The organism is Mucilaginibacter angelicae (assembly GCF_042434235.1).
Classification (GTDB): Bacteria; Bacteroidota; Bacteroidia; order Sphingobacteriales; family Sphingobacteriaceae; genus Mucilaginibacter; species Mucilaginibacter angelicae.
Map to the genome: position 1 here is coordinate 156,200 of NZ_JBHLTS010000023.1, position 23,629 is coordinate 179,828.

Below are 23,629 nucleotides of genomic sequence, written 5' to 3' on the forward strand. Positions count from 1 at the left end.
TCAAATTATGAAGACAAAATATATAATTATGTTAGCAGCCGGTTTCCTTGCGGCTGCAACGTTTAACAGTTGTAAAAAAGCTGAGATAACTACCTTTACTAAAATTAAAATACCAACTTCAAGCCCTATACAGCCGGGTAATATCAGCGGCTTTATTAAAGGTACCCTGGTAACCGGCGAAACTTATACCGTAACAGCTGATGTAACAGTGAAAAAAGGCGATACCCTTTATGCACAGCCCGGTGCAAACGTTATTGTAAAAAACAATTCACAGGTTAATATCCAGGGTGTTTTAAAATTAGTGGGTACTAAAGATCAGCCGGTATCCTTTAATTCTGATTCAAATAAGCCCGGTACCTGGGGCGGTTTTCAATGTGATACGGCACAGGCCATCACCATTATCTGGACGCATGTTGATAATACCGGCGGGCCCGATGCTTCCGGAAGCGCACGTGGTACCTTAAAGGTTAAAGCCGCTATAAATGTAGATATTGAAGATTCATGGTTTACCAACGGCCAGGATGACCTGATGGCTTTAAGTAACGGCGCCAAGGTAACCATTTTAAGAAACACTATCAGCTCATCGGGCAGTACCGATGGCGAAGGCATTAACCTTAAAACAGGTGTTACCGGTACTGTGGCTTACAATGTGATTTTTAGCCAGGCAGGTTCGGGTGTTAAGCTTGAAACCAGTTCAAGCAAGCCTTTTCCGCAAACAGAGGTAAATGTGTACAACAATACCCTGGTTTCAAATGGCTGGCGAAGAGGTTCGGCCGAGCCGGGCCGGGCCGTTTCTGTGGGTGTGAACGCTATCGGTCATATTTTCAATAATATCATTGTTAACGATTATCACGGAATTGAATTATTTGACGATGGCGATATCACGCATACCACTTATGGTAATAACCTGTTTTATGCTACAGTAGATACTTATGCCGATTTGGTTGACCCAACTTTAAAGATCAACATCAGGGATGGCTTTTACCCTGCATCGGGCCTGGGGAAACCACAGCCTACCGACCTGATCTCAAAAAAGATTGGTGATAAAGATCCGCTGTTTGTAAAGTTTGATGGTACAGTGGCTGCACCTAACGGATTTCCCAATACCAACGATTTTCACTTGCAAAGTACATCACCTGCATTTAGTGCGGGCAATACACAATATAACCTCGATCTGGGTGCTTATACCAGCGATGATAAGGGAAATAAACATTAAGCACCAGTAATTTAATATAACTCAATTATAAAAATCATCATGAAAAAAATAGCGTTATTTTTTCTTTTAAATGCCGGCCTGTTTTCGGGTGCAAAGGTATTTGCTCAAAATTATGTATTGGATAAAACCATTGCTTTACCCGGTAATGGGGGCTATGATTACGTATTTATTGACCAGCCTAATCATATGCTATATGCATCGCACGGTACTGAAGTAAATGTGGTTGATCTGAAAACCGAAACTGTTAAAGGTACCATTGGCGGTATGAAGGGGGTACACGGTATTGCGATAGATAACGAGCTTAATAAAGGTTTTATCAGCGATGGCAAAGCCGATGAAGTTATTGTGTTTGATATCAAAACATTGGCTGTGATCACTCATATCCCATTAGACCATAAAGGTGCCGACGCTATTATTTTTGATCCTTATTCAAAAAAGATCTTCACGTTTAACGGGCATAGCAGCAGTTCATGCGTAATTGATCCGGTATCAATGAAACAGATAGCAGCTATTGACATGGGCGGCGCCCCCGAATTTGCAGTGGCCGATGGCAAGGGGACTATCTACAATAACCTGGAAGATAAAAGCAGCCTGAATGTAATTGATACAAAAACATTCAAGGTAAGTAAAAATTATACTTTAAGCCCATGTGGTGGCCCAACAGGTATAGCTATGGATAGAGATAATCAAAAGTTATTTACTGTTTGCCGCGAAAATAAGGGCCTTAGCGTAGTTGATATCCCTACAGGCAAAGTGATCCAAACCCTGCCAATTGGCGTTGGTGTAGATGCTGTTGTATATGACCCGGCTAAAAAAATGCTCGTGGCCTCAAATGGTGATGGAACCGCCAGTATCTTTAAACAGGATGCTCCCGGCACTTATAACCCTGTGCAAACTTTAACTACGCAATACCGTGCTAAAACAATGGCCATTGACCTGGCCACGCATAAACTTTATTTCCCGGTTGCCGATTATGAGCAGGGAACTAAAACCATGATGCCCGGCACTTTTAAGTTGCTTGTTTACCGTCAGCAATAATATTGAGATGAAAAGAAGAGATTTTGTAAAAAATACTACACTATCTGCAATAGGAGCTTCGCTTATTGCGCCCTTAAGTGTTTTTGCAGCAAACAGGGTAACACATTTAACAAGTGAAGACCTGACATTGCTGCCCGCAATTAAAGATGATTATTCCCTGCATTTTATGGCACTGGGCGACTGGGGCCGGAACGGCGAATATGACCAGCTGGAAGTTGGAAAGCAGATGGGCCTTTGGGGCGCAGCGCATCCAAATGATTTTGTTGTTTCGGTTGGTGATAACTTTTATCCTAAAGGTGTTGTAAGCGAATTTGACCCCTTGTGGCATTATTCATTCGAGAATATTTATACCGCGCATTCACTGCAATGCGACTGGTACCCGGTTTTTGGCAATCACGATTATCATTCGGATGTTGATGCCCAGATCAGGTATAGTAAAATAAGCCGCCGCTGGAGTATGCCGGCGCGGTATTACTCGAAAGAGATAAACCTGAACAAGGCTAAAAATAACGAAGACGAGGCCGTTAAAAAAGAATCAAAGGACAAGAAACCTCAGGCTAAAGCCAAAGCTCTTTTGATATTTATTGACACAGATCCTTTTTTACACGAAGCACAGGCAGATTATGTTGAAAAGCAAATGCAATGGTTGAATCAAACACTATCAAATGCTTCTGCCGATGTGAAGTGGAAAATTGTGATCGGGCATCATCCATATTATACAGTTGGGCCGCGCATTGAAAATTATGACACCTTAACAATGCGTAAGGCATTGAGCAAAACTTTTGAAGATCATAAAGTTGATGTTTACCTTTCAGGACACGAACATTCACTGCAGCACCTTAAACCCGAAGGTTTTACGCATCAGTTTATTTCAGGTGCAGGCTCTGAGCTTACTAAAGTTACAGCGGGTGTTTCCTATAGCCGTTTCCAGGCATCAGAGCATGGCTTTATGTATTTTGCCATAGATGAGAAGCGATTAAATGTAAGGGCGATAAATTACCAGGGAGAGGTACTTTATCAAACTGAGCTCACTAAATAAAAATGGATTGGGTTAAAGGAGCTATCTATTAACCCGGATTCGTAATTTTGATAATAAGTTCCGGTTATAATACCGGAACTTATTTCTTTGCTTAAAAATCAGGGTTGAAACTAAACTTGACACCATATTCGGCAGCGCCCGGATGATCAAGGTAATTAAATCGCTTTATCCCATCCACGCGCAAAAACTTAAATATATTTCCTATACCTACACCAGCTTCTATGTAAGGTTTATTGCCTAAAGCGTAGGTGCCATTTGCATCGCCGGCTCCGGTAGGGAACCGGTACAAATTGTCAGAGTAAAGCGGGTTATTTTCATTTCGTAATCCTCCAAACAATACTTTAGCAGATAAATATTCTCTCCATTTCAGGTGTTTGATCAATGGGATCTTGTTCAGGAAAAAGCCGTTGAAGCTTTGAGTTAGGTTGATGCCGGCGTAATGATCGCTCACAAACTCCAGGTAGGTCATTTGATTATAGCCATCCGGGTCATAGGCTAAGGATTGATTAGCAGCGCTGATATTTAACAGCGGAAACGGAACCTTGCCTACTAAATAATTCCCCAATACGGTAATATCGGCGTACCCAAGCTGGGATAGGTAAAAGCGCTTAAAGATGCTTGCAGTAGCACTGGTATAATCGTATGACCCGTTAAACAAGCCTTTAAAACCATGGTTGATCTGCAGGTTTAAAATCGGGTACTTGCTGTAAATAGTGCGGCGGTATATTGTTCCCTGAAGGATCTGTTCATGCGGTGCATATCTGAAGGCGAGGTTTAATTCGCTGCTGGTTAGGTCATGCACCAATGTATTAGCCGCATCATTGTATTGAAATACTAATGCCGAGGCCGGGCGTTGGTTCCAGTTTCGAAATGCAAGGTCGAATGAGAAATGGCTTTCAAAATCCTTAACGTATTCAACTTTAGCAATGCGATTATAAAGCCAGTATATTGTTTTACCTGTCGAAAACGATGAAAGGGCGGCCTGCTGATTAATAGTTGAAAGATTTTGCCCGGGTACAGCAGCATCGTACAAATAGCTTGCCTTAATATAATCGTTAGGATAGCGATAAAACGGCTTTTCATTAAACGAATAAAATGTAGCGAGATTGTATTTGTAAACCCTATCGCGTAAGCCGTAAGCTCCAAATCCCTCAAAGTATATTGATTTACTCAACTCGGGTGTGGTACGTCCGCCAATCTGAAAGCGGGAGCCTTCCTGGCTATCATGGGAGTAAGTTGCACCTATTGGCCCTATCATTACCGGTCCCCATTTGGCATAACCGCCCGTTAAGGTAGCTGCAACCCAGGTTGCCCTTTTAAATTGCGGCATTTTTTCCAGCTTATTAATTCGGGGGTAAACCCTGGCCTGTTGCGCCGAAAGGGTATCCGGCCGTTGATGTGCCCAATATGCGGTATCGGGTTTGTTGGCATCCGCCGCAATCTGTAATTCTTTACCCTCATAAAATGTGGGTTCGAGCGGCTTTTCTGTCAAATAATTCGATAAATACACCGTTCGTTCACCCATCAGGCCCAGGCCTTTGCTTTTTAAAATACCGAAGTCGGCTTTAACGTCACTTTTACTTAAAAAATATTTGCCGTTAGGATTCTGCTCGAAATCCAATGTGATTTTGAGGGTCCGCATGAAATTAATATTGATCTGCTTATTTACATTGAGCTCACACGATCGTACGGCATAGTTGCCTGTCATGCTCACCAATAGTTTACCCTCAAAAAGCAGATCGCCTTTGGCGCGCGGCGTAAAACTTAGTTCAATCAGTTTTTCCTTACCCGATTGTATAGTGTCGGTTATAAAAAATTTATAATAGTTAGGAGAGTGGTCGGCAATGGGGCTGAGGAACTGGTTGGTTATAATGAAAACATTGTTATCATAAATATCAATGTCATTGCCATAAAGCCTGTTCATGTAAACATCCAAACCTGCGGTATCAAGAAATTTAAGGACGTTAGCTTCTTTTTGTGCCTTCAGGATGCGAATAGATTTGGCCGGGTTTTTACGGTAATAATTTTGGTATTGCTTTTCGCTAAAATAAGCGGGGAGCAGTACCTGTGTTTGTCCGTTATTTTTTATGGTATCAAGCATAAACTTGTACATTTTAAAATAACGACTGTTCATCATTTTAGAAGGAACATCGATAAAGGATAAATTGATGCGCTCATATTGATCATATTGCAGGTAATCTGCACTTTCCATCCTGTTTTGCTTTTTATGGTCGATAACCTGCTGAATGAGCTCAACTGCCGGGTTACCTTTATTGCGGTAACGTTGTTTCTTACCTGAAACTACCTTTACTTCTTTTAATTGGGTTTGACTGCCCCGAAGCCGCACTTGAAGCACATTTGCCTGTCCAGGCTTAATTGTCCTGGTAACCGACTGAAAGCCTATGTATGAAAAGGTGACTTGGGTAAAAGATCCCGGCGCATTCAACTCAAACTTTCCGTCCAGATCGGAATTGGTGCCGTATTTACTGCCTGTGAGTCTGATATTGATACCCGGAAGCGGCTGCCCGTTAGCGTCATCTATTACTCGTCCGCTTATACTTGTTATGGTATGAAAGGTTGATTTTTTAAGGCTGTCCGTTTGTTGTGCTCCGCCGGATAAAGGGATCAGTAAAAAAAGATAAAAAGCAGTCCTTCTTGTAAATAACAACCTTAATATTTGAAGTGATACCCGCTCGCCTGAACAAGATATTCTGAAAAAAATCTCAAAAAAAGATAGCAAATTATGGTAGATTAAAAAGACAAAAAGAATTTAGCCTGTTAATACCCCGGATCAATATCCGGGATATGTTTTTCAACTTTTCTAACGTACAATTTAAAGTTGAATTGTTTCTGAAGATATTATTATTTTAAGATTAACACGCATAAATTAATCAACTTTTCATCAGTTTCTTTTACCTGGGCCTCCAACACTAAAACAAGCCGGGATGGGATAAATAATAAAATGGCCTTTTCCATAAGTTCTCCTGTTTTATTTAAACCAATGTAAAGCACCAATCTGAAGAAATATGGTAGGTGTGAAAAGCAATATTGCTGTAATTTCCTGTTGATTAAATAACCTTTTGCGGTATTTGCGCCCTAATAAGGGGCTTGATTTTAATTGAATTAAACTTGAACAGGTTTGAACTGTTATTTGTATTTACCGCCGCTAATTTTGTTTGAAGATCTGCAGATAATAATAACCATTAGGATAAACTTAACCTCCGCATCATGAAAATATTTATACTTTCATTATTTTTAGCCTGCTGCTTTTGCAGTAGCGTAACCGCTCAAAATAATTTCTTCAACAGCAAAAACGCTTATTTGGGGCAACGCCCGCCCAATGATACACCACGGATTTTTGCACAGCAAATGCTGGTGCCTGATAGCGGCATAGCTATGGACAGGTCCGCGTTTTCGGCAGATGGAAAAGAGTTTTATTATTGCAATGCCATGCATTGGTTTAGCTCAAAAGGCAATAAGATCCGTTATTTTAAATTCGATGGAACGAAATGGATTGGGCCGTTTGTGCTTAACTATGGTTACTATGCCCCAACTTTTTCTACAGATGGTAAAAGCATGTACTTTTTAGGTGGTAAGGGCGATGGCCGCCATGCTATTGTTTGGATATCGCACCGCAATAAAACGGGTTGGACAAGCCCCATAGTTTATTTGAAAAAAGATTATGGCCTGTATGATCTGATGCCCACCCACAGCGGCACTTTTTATATAGGCAGTAATGTAAGCCCGGGTAAAATGAAAGATTATACCAATTATGATTTTTGTACGCTTACCGTAACTAAAATAGATACGGTTGTTAAAAGCCTGGGCCCGGTTATCAATACCCCTGGTTTTGATGGCGACTTTTATGTTGCGCCCGATGAGTCATATATGATTATCAGCTATAAGGAAAAGCCCGATTTTGAATGTGAGCTTGGCATTACTTTCCGTAAGCCCGATCATAGCTGGACGGTACAGCAAAACCTTGGCCCACTGATTAATGATGGTGATGCCCACAGATGGGGTGAGTACGTAACCCCGGATGGTAAATACCTGTTTTATACCAAAGGTACCGGCGAAAAGGATTGTCACCTTTATTGGGTACGATTTGATACTTTGAAGGCCAAACTAAAAAAGGAGGCATTCGGTAAATAACAGCAAACCTTACTTTACTTCGGGGCCGTAAAATTTTAAGCCCAAAACGCCGGTCATGATCAGCAGCATGAAAAATATTTCGACGTAAGAGAGTCGCTGGTTCAAAAATGTCATCTCAACCAGTTTGATCAGGATGAGGGTTACCGCCGTCCAAACAGCATAAGCTACGGCTGTTGGTACCAGTTTTATAGCCAGCGAAAAGAAGTAAATATTGCCGATGCCGAAAACAATGTATCCTACAAAAGGCAGCCAAACGGGCAAACCATGCTGCAAGCTTAAAACAGAATTGATGCGAAGCGCTTTCAGATCGCTGAATTTCATGAATTTTAGCGAGAATGTCCAGGCCGCTTCAAATGCGGCTGCTATGAATAGATATAACCAGGCCAATATATTAGTTTTGTTGTAGTGCGTTTTCTTCTTCAGTTACTAAGGTAACAGGTTGCTGCTTAGCCTCCAATTGATGTTCCTTATTTATTTTAGCCGGGATGACTTTTTTCAGCCAATCCATAAGTTGCGGTCTTAAGTTATAATACCAGCTGAACCAACGGTATTTAAGCAATTTTTTTTCATCAAAACGTTTTACGCTAAAGGCATGCTGTAAAAAATAATCCCGCGGGTAATCATAATGAAGCCCCCAGTTTTCGGGTTTATCGCCAGGGGCGTGTCCCGGATCATAAACGGAGCCAAACAGGTAATCCCAAAACGAAAATTTGGTGGCAAAGTTGGCATGAAAAACTTCAATGTAATTGGCATGGTGCCATAAATGCAGCTCAGGCGAATTAATAATGTATTTTAATTTGCCCATGTTTACCTTGATATTGCCATGAATGAACATGCCGAACATGGCATCCAACATAGCTTTAATAGGTACAACTATTGGGTCTGCACCTAACAATATGATAGGTGCAAACTCAATAGTTTGATTGATGATGATCTCCATGATGTGCGAGCGGGACCCGGCCAAAAAGTCAACCTCCTTGCCCGAGTGGTGCGCCTCATGAATACGCCAGAAAAATTTATTAGAATGCTGAAAGCGATGAAACAGGTAAATATAAAGGTCATGCGTGAACAGGAAAAACAATACCTGTAATACCACCGGCCAGCTACTTACAAATTGAAAATGCGACAGATCAAAATGCGCTTTTAAGGGCGTAATGATATAATCGAAAATGATGATCTTTAAAAAGTAGCTTTGTATCAGTGTATACCACACTAAATCTATCCAAAATCCTTCCCTGAAAAATTTCAGGCCTTTTCTGTAAGGCGAGATCCTTTCCCAGGCTATGATGAACCCTATCCAGCAAAATAGAATAATGGATGTAATTAAGGTAGTTAATTTTTCCGGAGACATTATTATTTAGCTGTTGGTTTCTCTTTGTATTCGTCGCTGATGTTTACCCTTAAACGTTTCATTGGCGCCAGTTCTGATTCGTAAACTCTTTTTTCACCATCACCTGCTGCAGTTTCTACGTCCCTGATATCGCGTACCAAACGTTGTAAGCCCTGTGGCTCAACAGATGCTGCGTGATCAGATCCCCACATAGCACGGTCAAGCGTAAAGTGGCGTTCAACAAAGGTAGCGCCCATGGCTACTGCACCTACCGTAGTTGCAAGACCGGTTTCGTGGCCTGAATAACCGATAGGGATGCCCGGATATTTGTTCTCCAGTGTCTGGATCATTTTAAGGTTAAGCTCATGCGGAGGGCATGGATAAGCCGAAGTTGAATGAGCGATAAACAAAGGATAGTTTTCGTCAAAGGCGTTAACATAATCCATAGTTCTTTCTATCTCTTTCATGGTTGACATACCGGTTGAAAGCATTAATGGTTTACCAGTTTCCAGTATTCGCTGGATCAAAGCAAAATCGGTTAATGATGCTGATGCCAGCTTGTACAAGATAGTATCAAACTGCTCCATAAAATCAACAGATGGTGCATCCCAGGCAGATACAAACCAGTCGATACCAACTTTTTTGCAGTATTGATCGATAGTTGCATATTCAGCTATGCCAAATTCTGTTTTACGTTTGTATTCGATGTAAGAGATCCGGCCCCATGGGGTATCGCGCATAATCTCCCACTGATCGCGCGGTACGCAAATTTCGGGTGTACGTTTCTGAAATTTAACCGCATCAGCCTTGGCAATTACAGCTTCATCAATTAACTTCTTGCAAATCTCAAGCGATCCGTTGTGGTTAATGCCAATTTCGGCAATGATATAGCTTGGCTGCCCTTTACCAATCACACGGCCGTTTTGCAGGGTGATAGTACCGTTCCTGGTGCCTGATAAATATTTATCGCTTTTAGCTTCAATGATCAGCTCAGCAAATTCACGGAAACAGCCATCACCGCCGTTTAATGAACTTACAAAATCAACCTGTGCTTTAACGTGTGGTAAAGCATCAGCAGGAGAGGCAGTAAGGCCCGCCAGTTTCATTATTTCCAGGTCATTATAGTCATCGCCAATAAAAGCAACTTCGCTTGTTTGCAGATTTAAGCGGCTGCAGATCTCTTTTAAAGCAGCAACTTTATCTTTTACACCTAAATGTAGTTCGACGATCTGTAGTTTCTCAGCTCTTTTTATTAATGAAGGTGAGTTTTCACCGCTGATTATGCCTGTATCTACATTAGCAAATTTGCGAAGGCGCTCAACACCCATACCATCGCGCATGCTGAATTTTTTTAAAAGCTCGCCTTCGTGGTTATAATATACACCGGCATCGGTTAAAACCCCGTCATTGTCGGTTAGCAATAATTTAATGCTCGCCGCTTTTTGTTTCAAAATCTCGTTCATAATAGTTGGTTTAAATTAAATAGCTGTCCATCCTCCGTCAACCACCAGGTTAGCGCCGGTCATGTATGCCGATGCCTCGCTGGCCAGAAATATAAGCGCACCCTGATAGTCGCTCGCTTTGGCCATGCGGCCCAGTAGTGTTTTTGCCGAATAGTTCCCGATAAAATCATCGGTTTGCCCGTTCTCAACGCCGCCTGGCGACAGGGTATTTACCCTTACGCCCGTATGCCCCCAATACGCAGCCAAAAAGCGGGTGAAATTGATGATAGCCCCCTTGGTTACCGGGTAAGCTGCTGATTTATAAAAAGTTTGCTTGCCATGTGCATCGCGGTAAATACTTTGATCGGGCCCAACCATGCCATAGGTTGATGCAATATTGATGATGCTGCCATTGCGGTGCAGGGCCATCTGTGTGCCAAACACCTGTGAGCATAAAAACACCCCGGTAATGTTCACATTCAATGATCGCTGAAAAGCATCAAGCGGATAATTTTCAAAGGCCGAAAGCTCTTTGGCCATGGCCGGATCTTCAAACTTATCATTGATGGCGGCATTGTTTACCAGGATATCAACCGCATCATATTTATCCAATACTGCGTTAAGGCCGTCAATTAATGATTGTTTGCTGGTAACATCCACACCTATGCCCAAATGGTTATCGCCCAGTTGTTTGGCAAAAGCCTGGGTTTCTTCGGCATTAATATCTGCAACAACTACGTTGGCGCCGGCTGCAGCCATTGCTTCGCAATGTTTACGGCCTATGAGCCCCAATGCGCCTGTTACTACAGCGGTTTTTCCTTTTAGTGAAAACAGCTCCATTAGTTGACTGCATTTTTAGGTTTGATGTTGTAGTTGCTCACCTTACGGAAAACAGCTTCTAACACTTCGCCCTTTAAGTAATTTTTGATGTTGCCGCTTTCAATAGCCTCTTTTACCAAAGGCAATACATCACGGTAAGCCGCAAGGATGTAGTCGATATCTTCGGTGGTATGGCTGTAACACATATTGTGGAAGCCGGCCCAAAGCACACCGCGTTTGATCATTTCCTGCTGCATAAAGGTTTTTACTTCAAGGCCATTGCCTGCATCAGGGGTAAAGGTTACCATGCTGCGGCAGTTAAAGCCTACACAGCGTGTGTATTTATCAACGCCCAGCTCAATGGCAAGGCTATTATAACCATCTTTTAAAAGTGCACCATGTTCGTCAAGGTATTGCGGCACTTTTTTATCACGAAGTTCATTAATAGTGGCTATACAGGCTGCTAATGATAAAGCCTCACCGCCAAAAGTTGTATAGCTGAACACTTCCGAGTTGAAAAGCTCCATTACATCGGCCCTGCCGGTTAGTAATGCTATCGGCATACCGTTGGCACATGCTTTTGAAAACACAGCCAGATCAGCTTTAACATTGAAATACTCTTGTGCGCCGCCTACCGCTACGCGGAAGCCTGTCCACATTTCATCAAAAATGAGCAGGGTGCCATTGGCTTTACATACTTCGGCCAGTTCCTGCAGGTAGCCTGGTTTTGGTGCCTCAAAAATGAAAGGCTCCAGTATCAATGCTGCAACAGTTTCATCTAAAGCGGCTTTTACCGATTCAATGTCATTATATTCAAAAGTATAGGTAAGGTCCTGGATAGCTTCGGGAACGCCGGCATTACGGCTGGTTATACCAATGTACCAGTCATGCCAGCCATGATAGCCGCAGCAAAAAACCTTATCGCGACCTGTAAATGCCCTCGCTACGCGGATAGCTGCCGAACAAACGTCTGCACCTGTTTTAGAGATCTTTACAGCTTCGGCATTAGGTACAACCTGTTGTACCAGTTCAGAAAGTTCCACCTCCAGCGGGTGCATCAATGAAAAAGTGATGCCGTCATTCAATTGCTGGCGGATGGCTTCATCAACAACCGGGTAAGCATAGCCCAATGAAATAGGGCCAATGGCCGAGTTAAGGTCGATATATTCATTACCGTCAGCATCCCATACGTGCGATCCTTTACCTTTTACAAGGTATTTTGGCGCTACACCTTTGGTAAATTGCCCCGGGCCTTTAGCCAGCGTTTGGGTAACCGGTTTTTGAACGTTTAAAGCGCGTTCATATAATTTGTCAGACTCGCTGATGTTGGGAAAATCGTTGTTAAGCTCTATTTTATTAGCCATGATAATGCTTTTTTATTCCGAAAATTCGGGCGTTAAAATTTGTGGTTGGTGATGGGCAGTTTGATAGCCCAGTATTTTTTCGGCAATTTGTTTGCCTGTAAAACCTTCGTGCTCCAATACGGAAGGAAGGAGCGTTGGCCTGAACCATTTTTCGTTCAGGGCCATAGGCAGCACATTGGCAGTGGTGCGGTGTTTTAATAAAACCTCGGCTACAATGGTGTAAAGGCCGCCCGTTAAAAAATGGTCTTCAAGTGTAACTACCAGCTTGCTTTGTGCCGATGCCTTTAATATAGCTTGCTCATCAACAGGTTTAAGGCTGCGCATATTGATCAATCCAACAGAAAGGCCTTCGCTTTTCAGCATTTCAACAGCAATTAATGCCTGTTCAAACAGCAGACCATAGGTTAAGATAGTTACATCAGTGCCTTCGGCTATTACCTCGGCCTTGCCCATAGTAAATGGCTCATGCGAATAGCTGGTTTTACGCGTATTGATACGGGTGTATGCAGGGCTTTTGCTTTCCCAGATCTGCGGCAGCATTTTTACCAGGTCGTCCTCATCGGCAGGGGCAAATACAGTTACATTAGGGATGCCCCTCATGATGGAAATGTCCTCAATCGCCTGGTGGGTTGGGCCATTACCATCCGATAAAAAACCGGGGATAAATGAGCTCAGCTTAACCGGCAAATTGGCTATGCCAACATCTGTACGTACAAATTCAAAGGCACGCATGGTTAAGAAAGCCGCAAGCGCATGTACAACAGGGGTACGGCCACGCAAGGCCAAACCGGCAGCTGCACCAATCATGGTTTGTTCGGTAATACCGGTATCAATAAAACGTTTGCCTAATATGCCGGGCAGGTTGCGCACCAGTGCACGGTTTTCGGCAGTCATTACAATCACCTGCTCGTTGGCAAGGGCTGTTTGGGTTAAAAGTTCTTCGTAACTCATCTTATCGCACCACTAAAGTTTCTGATGTTAATAATGTATTGTGCTGGCCATGCAGCTCCAGCAAAAGCTGTTCAATCTCATCTGCATTAAAATTGCAGAACCACCTATCGGCCCTCTCCTGGATGCTTGGCAAGCCTTTACCACGTACCGTATCAGCAATAATTACATTGAGTTTCCCGGTTTGAAAAGGGAAGGCGTTAAATGCTTCATCCAACTCGGCAAAATTGTGGCCGTTTATTCTTTTAACTGCTGCGCCAAATGCTTCAAATTTATCGGCAAGGGGCTCCAGCGGAATCAGATCTTCCGTACGCATGTTGGCCTGGAAGTGGTTACGGTCAACCACGAACAGCAGGTTATCAAGCTTATAAGCATTGGCTACCAGCATGGCTTCCCAACAGGTACCTTCATTCAGTTCTCCATCGCCCAAAATGCAAACCACTTTGTTTATGCTGCCGCTGATCTTCAGGTCCATAGCAACACCAATAGCCACCGAAGGCAAGTGCCCTAATGAGCCCGAGTGAAATTCAATACCCGGGATTTTGGTGTTTGGGTGCCAGTAAATATGGTCGTTAAGTAACAGGTGATTTTTAAGGCGATCTTTTTCCAATAAACCCAATTCGGCAAAGGTTCCGTACAGGGCTGGCACATCATGCCCTTTAGAAAGAAAAAGGTAATCGCGGTCAGGGTCGCTGAGATTATCCTTATTGATATTTAAAAAACGGCTATATAAATAAACAATCAGGTCTACCGCCGATAGTGATGCCCCTGTAAAACATCCGCCATCAGTAGACATGCGGATGATGTGCTCACGTACTTTCAGAGCGGTGTCCGTTAATTCCTGGTAATTGTTGTTCTCCACTGTTATCATTCGCTTTGTTATAATTCCTGTAAGTTTTTTGCGGGGGCCTGTTTGGTTTGGCCGGGCGCAATGGTTTTTAGTTCATCTATATGATGCCTGTACCAGTTTACACCTGCGTATTGTGCATTAATATTATAGATTTCGGGTTTTTGATTGAGCAGGTTAATGATATCATCGCACGAGAATTGATTGTTATCAGCATATAATTCCCGGAACACACGCTCGATGAAGTAATAATCCTCTGCATAATCAATAGTTAACCGGTGCGACATGGAATAATCCAAACCTGTAGGCCAGCTTACGTTACCTATCCTGAACAATTGCGGGTTTTCCCATATATAAGGAGTAGTATGCTCCAGTTCCAGCTCGCGGCTTGCGTTTTCCCAGGCTTTGGTAAGGCAGGCCATGGTCATTATTTCCACATCATTACCATCGGGATAAGTAGCCGGGTGCAGGTTGCTTACAAAATCGAAAGCCTCGCGGTTAGCAAAAAAGTAATCTAATACATGATCAATAATGCGCGGATCAATCAGGGGGCAATCAGATGGGATCTTTAACACTACACTGGCATCGTGAAGTTTAGCAGCCTGATAATGCCTGTCGAGCAGGTTATTCAGGCTGCCGCGGTAGTAGGGGATACCAAGGTTAATTGCTTCATTTATAATGATGTCATCATCCGGCGTTTCAGATGTGGCAATGATTACTTCGGCTTTATGACTGATCATATTAAGCCGCTCAATCATACGGGCAAGCAGGCTTTTACCCAATATAGGCAGCATTACCTTGCCCGGTAACCGGCTCGACGCCATGCGGGCCTGCACTACTATTAAGATCTTCTCTTTCACGGTAAATTATTACCAGTTAGCTATTAGTTCTTCGGTTAATTGGGACTCTGGCTTATTAACCTGGTATTTATCCATAGCCAGTTGCGGATCAAAGCTTTCCTTATTGCCGCTGTGGTTTAAATACCCACGGCAAATGGCTGCGATATTTTTTGCCGACATGCCATTATTTTGTACAGGCGCCAGCCGTTTAAGTTCATTAACATCAAAAAGCGAATGAACTTTTTTGCCTAAAGCAATGCCGGTATAAACCACGGTTGAGTATTGGGTGATGAGCTCACAGCAATTGGCTATCATATGGTTGGTATTGCCCTTGGTATATATTAATGTACCGGCCGGCGTATTAGCGCGGATCTCCTTTTCGGCCCGGTCAAACTTTTCGTTAGGATGAAGTTTAAAGAGCAGGGGCCTTCCGTTAGCAATTTTTACAGCTTTTTTAATGAAGGCAATCCTGTTTTCAATCCGGAAGGTTTCGCGCATATCGGTAGTGGCTACCATAACATAATTATGATGCGGGAAATCATTGTTTACGTGCTGGGCCAGGTTATCGTAGTTTGGCATACCAGTCACCACAATTTTATGGGCGGAGGTGCCTTTACCAATAAAATGCTGCCTGTAACCATTGGAGGCTGCACAATAAACATCACATATATCTGAAGCTCCGTTCAATGAAGTGTTGCCACAAAGCGTTGGCGGTAATTTAAGTGCTTTTACTACCTGGCTCCAGGGGGTGTAACGGTCAATCATGCCTTCCTGCACCCAAATGTTTTTGACATTACGCATGCGCGGCGGCACAATCAGATCGGTACAAAATACAACAAGGTCATATTGGTTTTTCTTTGCACCAAAGTCAATTTGTAATGCGTTTTTTTGAAGATAGTCTTCAGAAATGAGCCTGAATTTGGTAGAAAGCACCGTGCCGCTAAGCAGGGTAGTTTTATTAATAATGGTGTTTAATGTTGGGTTATCAGTAAACAACTGGCTAAACCAGCAATCAAATTCAGGCAGCTCATTGGCTATCTGGTGCATTTGCGTGGTTTGGTTAATTGAACCGGTAATGAATAGTATTTTCTTCATCCTTTTATTTCAATTAGCAATAGATTCCTGAAATTTTGTTTGTGAAAGGCGTTAAGGTATGAACCGATTTTGGAAAGATTCTGTAATTAACCGTCGTGAAAAGAAATTGGCCGGATAGTGCAGTAATATTGTCAGGTTGAATAATTATCATATCAAATATTAAAATATTGTAGGTGCAAATTCTTTACAAATTCTTTATTTAGAACGTGAATAAAACGTTGCAGCCTTGTCCATATCTGGCAAAAACTTATAATTTGATAAATGTAGGAGGGTAACTTTTAAATAATGAAAACCCAGGGTTATCAAATCGTTAAGCCATAATTTACAGTAAATTATTTATTAACAAACATCACGCTTTGTTAATTACTTTAAACAGAGCGTTGTAGCGCAGGAGAGAAATGAAAGATCATATTAAATTGCAGTAAGGTTAATTGAAATACAAGTTACAATCAATTTACACTATTGCAAAATTTTTCTTACAAAGTATTTTTGACCGTTGTAATTACTAATTTAACTGGTTTTGTAAATGATGAATTTATTTTGCAAAATAAAGGCTTTACCTGAAGCCCTAAAAGAAGGATTCGTACACATACAGCGTGGTTAAACCATCACCTTAAATATGATTAATATAGCAGTTACAAACAGTACGATCATTCCGCCAAGGAAAAAATAATCAGACAGGGCTTCTAACCTGCCGCCGGGTTTTATATTGCCGCGAATGGAGAGGAAGGAAAGGATGCAGCTTAGCATAAAGAAAACCAATGCTATTGTTACTGTTTCATCAATATAAGTCCGTTCGGAAAGTTTCAAAAATTTTAATGAGGTAAGCACCACAAAACATAAGCCCAGTAAATTTGATGCTGCGTTTAGGATATGTGGCGATTTATCGTTGCGTGACATTATATTAAAGGTGTCGGGTATAAAACTAATAAAATCTATAACAAGGAAAGTTAGATGAGGCGAAAATGTTTAATGGTCAATATCAACAGGTAATAACATAACTATTGATCCTATGTGTAAAATAATTGAAGATTGATTATTTTTATCAAAATATTAAGATACCCATAGCCGCGATTAAGGGCTTCGTCATTATGTTATTTAGATCTGTCTTTTAACAAATAACGATATATCGTCACCTGTTTTTGTGTGGATTTTTGTTAAGTTGCTGTAGTATAGGTGTTTGTGTATTTGGTATGTATCTTGCAAACGGTTTTAAATATTTACGTCCCTACATCTTAAACACTTTACCTCATGACCAAAAAAATACTCGCTTTTTTATTCCTTACAGGTGCGGCGGTGTATGCAAATGCTCAGGCTATTGCACCATCGGCCTGGCAAAAATTTCCGGACAGTACTGTTGTAAGTGTTCATGCATCCTATGATAATGTAAGCGGGATCCATCGTTGGCTGTTCGGTGAAAATTATCGCAAGGACTGGGCAATGAAAGTGAAATTGCCGGTTATAAAACTATCACAAATAAACGGTGGGTTAACGCCAATTAAGCAAGGCGGCGGTTTGGAATCAAAGTCGTTACGTCTTGAAGATAAAACCGGCCGTGAGTGGGTATTGCGCAGCGTTGAAAAAACACCGGATAAATTACTGCCCGAAAATTTGCAGGGTACGTTTGCTGTTGATTGGGTTGGCGATGAGTTTAGCGGCCAGCATCCATATTCGGCATTGATAGTACCGCCCCTTGCCGAAGCAGCGCGTGTGCCGCATGCAAACCCGGTTATAGGTGTTGTAGCCGAAGACCCCGCACTTGGGCAATACAGTAAGCTATTTGTTGGTACCGTATGTTTGATTGAGGAAAGGGAACCCACGGGCTCATCAGACAATACCTTTAAAATGGAGGGGCAACTGCTTAAAAGCTATGACAACAGGTTAGATGGCGAAGGCTTTTTGCGGGCCCGCATGCTTGATCTTTTGATGGGCGACTGGGACAGGCATGAAGACCAGTGGCGCTGGGCCGATACTAAAAATGGTAAGGGAAAAACCTATGTGGCAGTACCACGTGACCGCGACCAGGTATTTCACCTTACAGAGGGTGTGTTTCCGAGCATTGCAGCCCTGCCCTGGATAGACCCCTTGCTTGAAGATTTTACCGGGGAAATTCCGCATGTAAAATACTCTCTTTTTAAAACACGTTTTATGAAGCAGTATCCCGATGAGCAAATAAGCTATGAGCGATGGATGCAAATTGCCAATGAGTTTGTTAAGGCCGAAACTGATGCTGTACTTGAAGAGGGTTTAAAACGCCTGCCGGCCGAAAGCTATAAATTTAGGCATGATGAGCTTTTAGCAAAGCTTAAAAAACGGCGTGATAATATTCCGGCAGCCATGAGTGAGTATTATAAATTCACCAATCGGATAGTTGATATCCGCACTACTGATAAAAGCGAACTGGTTACTATTTCGGACGCCCCTGACAAGGCTACCAGAATAACGGTGGATAAATTAAATAAAGATGGCGAAACTAAAAGCCGCTTTATGGATATGGTTTATAAGCCCGAAATTACACAGGAGATAAGGCTGTATGTTTCGGCCGGCGATGATCAGATTGTGATCAATAATGGTAACTCACCAATAAAATTAAGAATTGTTGACAGTGTTGGCAGTAAAACGGTTGATGTTAAACAGGCAGGCAGTAAGGTGCGGTTTTACGGACGAAAAGACAGCGTAACGTTTACAGGTAATACAGGCAGGTTAAGCAAGCACCTGTCAAACGATACCTTAAATACACGCTTTTTACCTACCAACTTATATAATGTGTGGATGCCGCTTGCAACAGCTGCATTAAATAAGGATGATGGCTTTTTACTTGGCCTTGGTTTCAAATATACCGGGCATGACGGTTTCCGAAAGCTTCCTTACTCAACGCTGCAGCAGGTAATGATAACCTATTCATTTGCTACCGATGCGTTCAGGATTAACTATAGAGGTGAGTGGATAGATGCTTTTGGCAAAGCCGATTTTGTTATGCTGGCCAATATCCAATCTCCTGATAATACGGTGAACTTTTTTGGCCTTGGTAACGAGAGCGTGCTGAACAAATTTCCCGGTTACCGTACCTTTTATCGTACCCGGTATGATATTTACCAGTTTGACCCGGCTTTACGCTGGCATACCGGTAAAAACAGCGATATCAGCGTTGGTCCTTCATTCCAGTTTTATCATCTTAAGCTTTCAGACAATGCCGGGCGATTCATTAATGAAACATCGCTCATCAACTCGTACGATAGTTTAACGGTTGGAAAAGATAAGGCACACCTTGGGGCGTTGATCAATTATACAACCAATCAGCGCGATAATAATATCCTGCCTACAAAAGGGTACTACTTTACTGTAACAGTACAGGGGTATGAAGGGCTTAACAGTTACTCCAAAGCATTTGTACAGATCAGGCCTGAGTTTACTTATTATCAAAAGCTAAGCCCGGGAGGAGGGATAGTATTATCAGATCGTGTTGGGGGCGGTGTAAGTTTTGGAAAGCCTGCCTTTTACCAGTCGATGTTTTTGGGCGGACAGGGTAACCTGCTTGGCTACCTGCAAAACCGTTTCGCGGGTAAGCATATGGTGTTTAATAATTTGCAGGCAAGGGTTAAACTTGCCGACATAGCCAGCTATATTATACCGGGCCAGTTAGGTTTAGTAGGCTTTTATGATGCAGGCCGGGTTTGGATAGATGATGAGCACTCAGACAAATGGCATACCGGTACCGGCGGCGGCTTGTATTTTGCACCTGCCAGCTTAACGGTATTGCAAATATTGGCCGGGCATTCAAGCGAGGGTTGGTATCCTTATATATCGCTTAATTTCAGGTTGTAATTAACCTGTGCGAAAGCCGATATAAAGTATAACGAAAAGAGCCGGGATCGAATCAGAAAGATTCCGGCTCTTTTATGTTATTATTTGGTTTTGAGTTGGTTACGTTGGGCGTATGCCAAATTATACGAATGTCAAAAGAATTAAGGAATATTTAACATTAAGTAATAAAATCCCCCTGAAAAATATGTTTCTTCATGAATCCTTATTCCTATCTTGTTAATATGAAAATCTTAGCTTAATACGGTCTGGATAGTTTTGTTGCAAACTAACTGTATTGCAATGAAACAAAATTTACTCAGAATTTCACGGTTGTTTTTGGTTATGATAGTTTGCATGTTTACTTACAGTAACCTGCAGGCTCAAACCTTAACAATCAGGGGTATCGTTTTAGACGATAACAATCAGCCGCTTCCGGGTGTAAGCGTGACAATTAAAGACACTAAACAAGGCGCGCTTACCAATGAAGGCGGTCGTTTCACCATTTCAGCCAGCAAAGGCCAAACGCTTGTTATCCACACCATTGGTTTTACAACACAGGAAGTGGTTGTTGGTACAGAAGCTTATATCTCTGTTTCTTTAAAATCCGACACCAAAGCATTATCAGAAGTTGTGGTAACAGCATTAGGTGTTAAAAAGGAATTTCAAAAACTTGGTTATTCACAATCGCAGGTTAAAGGCGATGCAATGACAACAGCACGTGATGCAAACCCTTTAAACTCATTGGCCGGTAAAATTGCAGGCTTAAGCATTGGTGCCAACGCCGAATTTGCCGGTGCGCCAACTGTAGTATTACGCGGTAGTAAAGATGTATTGTACGTTGTTGACGGTGAACCCGTAAACTCTGATACTTATGACTACAATGCTGATGATATTGAAACTTACACTGTACTGAAAGGCCCTAACGCTGCGGCCCTTTATGGTTTCCGTGGTATCAACGGTGCAATCATCATCACCACCAAAAGAGGTTCAAAAGATAAAAAAGGCTGGCAGGTTGATTTCAACAGCACTACCGAACTGGAAAAAGGCTTTATAGTATTGCCAAAAAGCCAAACCGAGTACGGCCGTGGTACAAACTTTGCTTACTCTTACGGTAACGTATTATATGATAATACACAGCGTTTACCAGAGTGGGGCCCCCGTTTTGACGGTGTTTTCCAAACACAACAGTATGACAGCCCTTTTACACCAAGCGCAACCGACCCAACCGTAGGTGTAAGAACAGCTACTCCATGGGTAGCCCGTGGTGCTAACAACTTTAATAACTTTGTGCAAACAGGTATAACTTCTACCAACGCATTGTCAATTGCGGCAAGCGGTTCAAACTATGATTTGCACGTATCATACGGTCACACTTATCAAAAAGGAGATTTCCCTAACACTAAATTAAATATCGACAACTTTAAGATAGCTGCAGGTTACGATATTACTCCAAAATTACGTGTTGAAGGTGATTTGAACCTTAACCAGCAATATTCGCCAAACATACCTGATGTTGACTATAGCCCTCAAAGTTATGTTTACATGTTTAAGGTTTACGGATCAGCCGATTACGATGTAAGGAGCCTGAAAAATATTTATCAGGGTCCGCAAGGTGTTCCGGGCTTACAGCAATATGCCCAGGAATATGGTCGTTTGAATAACCCATACTTTATAGCTGATCAGTGGCTTAAAGGCAGGACCAAACAAACTATCTACGGTTCATTAAAACTGAGCTACAAAATAACTAACGATCTGAATGTTAGCATACGCGAAGCACTGAATACCTACAATGAACAAAATACTGAAAAAGTACCTGCAGGCGCTAACCTTAACCAGTACCTGTCATGGTATACATTCGGTTGGTTTGGTGATTACAGGCAGGATGACCGTAACCTGTTAGATAACAATACAGATTTGACCTTTACTTATAACCATAAATTTGGCGACTGGAATGTTTCGGGCTTATTAGGTGGTAACGCAAGGTCATTTGCTTATAACTCTGACTGGGGGACAACACAGGTTTTGGCATTGCCAGGCGTTTATAACCTGAACAACTCGGCAGGTAAACCTTACATCTACAATTTTGATTCAAAAATGCAGGTGTATAGCGGTTACTACTCTTTCGATTTCGGTTATAAAAACTACTTCAACATTAACACCACTAACCGTGTTGACCACCTTTCAACACTGCCATCCGGTAACAATACTTTCTTCTATCCTTCGGTAGCAATAAGCAGCGTAATTACTGATTATGTAAAACTGCCTGAGTTTATATCATTCTTAAAAGTACGTGGTTCATTTGCCGACGTTAAAGGTGGTTTAACTTCACCAACAATCGGCTCATCATATAATGCTTTACAATCAACTGCATTAGGTACCGGTTGGAACTCTAAACCTGTTACCGGCTTATTAGGTTACGGTTCTGAATTGTATACTCCATACAACGGCCCTACTTACTTAAATGCTTCGCCGATAGCAACAGGTACTTTTTATAATGGTACTCCATCGGTTACATTATCAAACACAATTTCAAATGCCAAAATCAAACCGTTTGACGTAAAATCATACGAGGCTGGTTTTGATGCTAAATTCTTAGGCAACCGTTTAGGTTTAAATGGTACTTACTTCACAACAGAGAATGGTCCTAACATTTTCCCTTTGGGTGTAGCCACTTCAACAGGCAACACAAACCAGTTGGTGAATGGTGTAACCACACGCAAAAGAGGCTTCGAGATTGAGTTGATGGGTTCTGTATTGAAAAACCCTAATGGCCTTAACTGGGATGTTAACGTAAACTACTCAACTTATAAAGAAACTATCAAATCAATTTACCCGGGTGTTAATACCCTGCAGCAAAACAACCATAACTACGTTGTTGGCGACAGGCCAGATGCTATCTACGGTACCAAATTTGTAAGAGATGGTAACGGTAATATAGTTAACACTTATTCTGTTGATGGTACTGGTAAAGTATCAGGCGGTGTGCCACTTACTTCGCCGGGTGGTTTGAGCAACCAGGGCCTTTTAGGTTATGCCAACCCTGATTTCTCATTTGGTATTACCAACACGTTCACTTATAAAGGCTTTATTTTAAGCTTCCAGTTTGATGGCCGCGTAGGCGGTAAAATTTATGACAGAACTTACTACCAGGCAATGAATGGTGGTACCGATCTGGAAACAGCTACAGGAGCTTATGGTGCTGCCCGTTTAGCAGAGTGGAATAGTACTAAAGAAGGTACTGTAGGTGCTACACCATCATATATTGGCCCTGGTGTTCACATTGTAAGCGGTACTCCAATATTTGTTGGCGGCCAGATCTCTAACTTAAAAGACCTTACTTTTGCTCCAAATACTATCCCGGTTACTGTTCAAAGTTATGTATCAAGCGGTATAGCAGGTAACTTTGATGAGTACTACATGATAAGCCGTACGTATGCTAAATTACGCGAGGCTTCTTTAGGTTACTCGTTACCGGCAAGCATGTTAAAAGGTACATTTATCCGGAAAGTAACATTCTCAATAGTAGGCAGGAACCTGCTTTATTTTGCAGCACGTAAAGATATTGACCTTGATCAGTTTGCATCAGGCTACAATGCATCAGATCGTAGTTTAGTTGGTGGAAATAGCGGTAGCGACCTTGAAAGCCCTACGGCCCGTCGTTTTGGTTTTAACCTCCATTTAACATTCTAATTATTA

General features: G+C 42.1%; 17 protein-coding genes. 6 read left to right on the plus strand and 11 right to left on the minus strand.

Going from position 1 to position 23,629, the window contains the following annotated elements:
• Positions 1–7: 7 nt before the first annotated feature.
• The 3 genes from ACFFGT_RS17795 to ACFFGT_RS17805 are packed head-to-tail and all read left to right on the plus strand — an operon-like array spanning position 8 to position 3,293.
• Positions 8–1,216: a right-handed parallel beta-helix repeat-containing protein gene (locus ACFFGT_RS17795; RefSeq protein ID WP_377023881.1), complete on the plus strand. Its 1,209-nt coding sequence runs from the start codon at positions 8–10 to the stop codon at positions 1,214–1,216.
• 39 nt (positions 1,217–1,255) lie between these two features.
• Positions 1,256–2,254, plus strand: coding sequence for a YncE family protein (locus tag ACFFGT_RS17800; RefSeq protein WP_377023882.1), 999 nt, complete (start codon positions 1,256–1,258; stop codon positions 2,252–2,254).
• 7 nt (positions 2,255–2,261) lie between these two features.
• A complete protein-coding gene (locus tag ACFFGT_RS17805) occupies positions 2,262–3,293 on the plus strand; it encodes a metallophosphoesterase (RefSeq protein WP_377023883.1) in 1,032 nt (343 codons plus the stop codon).
• A 91-nt stretch (positions 3,294–3,384) separates the two neighbouring features.
• On the opposite strand, the gene ACFFGT_RS17810 is transcribed toward ACFFGT_RS17805, so the two are convergent.
• Positions 3,385–5,961, minus strand: a complete 2,577-nt coding sequence (locus ACFFGT_RS17810) for a DUF5686 and carboxypeptidase-like regulatory domain-containing protein (RefSeq protein WP_377023884.1) — start codon at positions 5,959–5,961, stop codon at positions 3,385–3,387.
• A 560-nt stretch (positions 5,962–6,521) separates the two neighbouring features.
• Between ACFFGT_RS17810 and ACFFGT_RS17815 the strand changes: the two genes are divergently transcribed.
• A complete protein-coding gene (locus tag ACFFGT_RS17815; protein WP_377023885.1) occupies positions 6,522–7,445 on the plus strand; it encodes a hypothetical protein in 924 nt (307 codons plus the stop codon).
• Positions 7,446–7,454: 9 nt separating this feature from the next.
• Here the strand turns inward: ACFFGT_RS17815 and ACFFGT_RS17820 are convergent, their stop codons facing one another.
• The 10 genes from ACFFGT_RS17820 to ACFFGT_RS17865 all read right to left on the minus strand — a co-directional run bounded on the left by ACFFGT_RS17820 (position 7,455) and on the right by ACFFGT_RS17865 (position 17,029).
• Positions 7,455–7,832: a DMT family transporter gene (locus ACFFGT_RS17820; RefSeq protein ID WP_377023886.1), complete on the minus strand. Its 378-nt coding sequence runs from the start codon at positions 7,830–7,832 to the stop codon at positions 7,455–7,457.
• A 4-nt stretch (positions 7,833–7,836) separates the two neighbouring features.
• Complete coding sequence (locus tag ACFFGT_RS17825; protein ID WP_377023887.1) at positions 7,837–8,796, minus strand: sterol desaturase family protein; 960 nt, start codon at positions 8,794–8,796, stop codon at positions 7,837–7,839.
• Between the two features lie 2 nt (positions 8,797–8,798).
• Entirely contained in the window at positions 8,799–10,238 is a 1,440-nt protein-coding gene (locus ACFFGT_RS17830; protein WP_377023888.1) for an N-acetylneuraminate synthase family protein, read from the minus strand.
• Between the two features lie 15 nt (positions 10,239–10,253).
• The gene (locus tag ACFFGT_RS17835) at positions 10,254–11,057 is read right to left on the minus strand and encodes an SDR family oxidoreductase (protein WP_377023889.1); all 804 of its coding nucleotides are present in this window, start codon (positions 11,055–11,057) and stop codon (positions 10,254–10,256) included.
• On the minus strand, positions 11,057–12,400 hold the full coding sequence (locus tag ACFFGT_RS17840; RefSeq protein WP_377023890.1) for an aminotransferase class III-fold pyridoxal phosphate-dependent enzyme: 1,344 nt from the start codon (positions 12,398–12,400) through the stop codon (positions 11,057–11,059). Before ACFFGT_RS17840 ends, ACFFGT_RS17835 begins: the two co-directional genes overlap by 1 nt.
• Before the next feature lie 12 nt (positions 12,401–12,412).
• Complete coding sequence (locus ACFFGT_RS17845) at positions 12,413–13,351, minus strand: transketolase family protein (protein WP_377023891.1); 939 nt, start codon at positions 13,349–13,351, stop codon at positions 12,413–12,415.
• A 1-nt stretch (position 13,352) separates the two neighbouring features.
• Positions 13,353–14,219, minus strand: coding sequence for a transketolase (locus ACFFGT_RS17850; RefSeq protein WP_377023892.1), 867 nt, complete (start codon positions 14,217–14,219; stop codon positions 13,353–13,355).
• An 8-nt stretch (positions 14,220–14,227) separates the two neighbouring features.
• Positions 14,228–15,055 (minus strand): cytidylyltransferase domain-containing protein, encoded by an 828-nt coding sequence (locus ACFFGT_RS17855; RefSeq protein WP_377023893.1) that lies wholly within the window; start codon positions 15,053–15,055, stop codon positions 14,228–14,230.
• 9 nt (positions 15,056–15,064) lie between these two features.
• Positions 15,065–16,129: a hypothetical protein gene (locus ACFFGT_RS17860; RefSeq protein ID WP_377023894.1), complete on the minus strand. Its 1,065-nt coding sequence runs from the start codon at positions 16,127–16,129 to the stop codon at positions 15,065–15,067.
• 600 nt (positions 16,130–16,729) lie between these two features.
• Positions 16,730–17,029, minus strand: a complete 300-nt coding sequence (locus ACFFGT_RS17865) for a hypothetical protein (protein ID WP_377023895.1) — start codon at positions 17,027–17,029, stop codon at positions 16,730–16,732.
• Positions 17,030–17,380: 351 nt separating this feature from the next.
• Between ACFFGT_RS17865 and ACFFGT_RS17870 the strand changes: the two genes are divergently transcribed.
• Positions 17,381–19,954 (plus strand): BamA/TamA family outer membrane protein, encoded by a 2,574-nt coding sequence (locus tag ACFFGT_RS17870; protein WP_377023896.1) that lies wholly within the window; start codon positions 17,381–17,383, stop codon positions 19,952–19,954.
• Between the two features lie 279 nt (positions 19,955–20,233).
• Positions 20,234–23,623 (plus strand): SusC/RagA family TonB-linked outer membrane protein, encoded by a 3,390-nt coding sequence (locus ACFFGT_RS17875; RefSeq protein WP_377023897.1) that lies wholly within the window; start codon positions 20,234–20,236, stop codon positions 23,621–23,623.
• Positions 23,624–23,629 lie beyond the last annotated feature (6 nt).

What these genes read in the sequence shown, in the direction of transcription:
- ACFFGT_RS17860 (WP_377023894.1), bottom strand. Translation starts at nt 16,129, where the DNA reads ATGAAGAAAATACTATTCATTACCGGTTCAATTAACCAAACCACGCAA.
- ACFFGT_RS17870 (WP_377023896.1), top strand. Translation starts at nt 17,381, where the DNA reads ATGACCAAAAAAATACTCGCTTTTTTATTCCTTACAGGTGCGGCGGTG.
- ACFFGT_RS17815 (WP_377023885.1), top strand. Translation starts at nt 6,522, where the DNA reads ATGAAAATATTTATACTTTCATTATTTTTAGCCTGCTGCTTTTGCAGT.
- ACFFGT_RS17875 (WP_377023897.1), top strand. Translation starts at nt 20,234, where the DNA reads ATGAAACAAAATTTACTCAGAATTTCACGGTTGTTTTTGGTTATGATA.
- ACFFGT_RS17850 (WP_377023892.1), bottom strand. Translation starts at nt 14,219, where the DNA reads ATGATAACAGTGGAGAACAACAATTACCAGGAATTAACGGACACCGCT.
- ACFFGT_RS17865 (WP_377023895.1), bottom strand. Translation starts at nt 17,029, where the DNA reads ATGTCACGCAACGATAAATCGCCACATATCCTAAACGCAGCATCAAAT.
- ACFFGT_RS17805 (WP_377023883.1), top strand. Translation starts at nt 2,262, where the DNA reads ATGAAAAGAAGAGATTTTGTAAAAAATACTACACTATCTGCAATAGGA.
- ACFFGT_RS17825 (WP_377023887.1), bottom strand. Translation starts at nt 8,796, where the DNA reads ATGTCTCCGGAAAAATTAACTACCTTAATTACATCCATTATTCTATTT.
- ACFFGT_RS17840 (WP_377023890.1), bottom strand. Translation starts at nt 12,400, where the DNA reads ATGGCTAATAAAATAGAGCTTAACAACGATTTTCCCAACATCAGCGAG.
- ACFFGT_RS17845 (WP_377023891.1), bottom strand. Translation starts at nt 13,351, where the DNA reads ATGAGTTACGAAGAACTTTTAACCCAAACAGCCCTTGCCAACGAGCAG.
- ACFFGT_RS17800 (WP_377023882.1), top strand. Translation starts at nt 1,256, where the DNA reads ATGAAAAAAATAGCGTTATTTTTTCTTTTAAATGCCGGCCTGTTTTCG.
- ACFFGT_RS17835 (WP_377023889.1), bottom strand. Translation starts at nt 11,057, where the DNA reads ATGGAGCTGTTTTCACTAAAAGGAAAAACCGCTGTAGTAACAGGCGCA.
- ACFFGT_RS17830 (WP_377023888.1), bottom strand. Translation starts at nt 10,238, where the DNA reads ATGAACGAGATTTTGAAACAAAAAGCGGCGAGCATTAAATTATTGCTA.
- ACFFGT_RS17795 (WP_377023881.1), top strand. Translation starts at nt 8, where the DNA reads ATGAAGACAAAATATATAATTATGTTAGCAGCCGGTTTCCTTGCGGCT.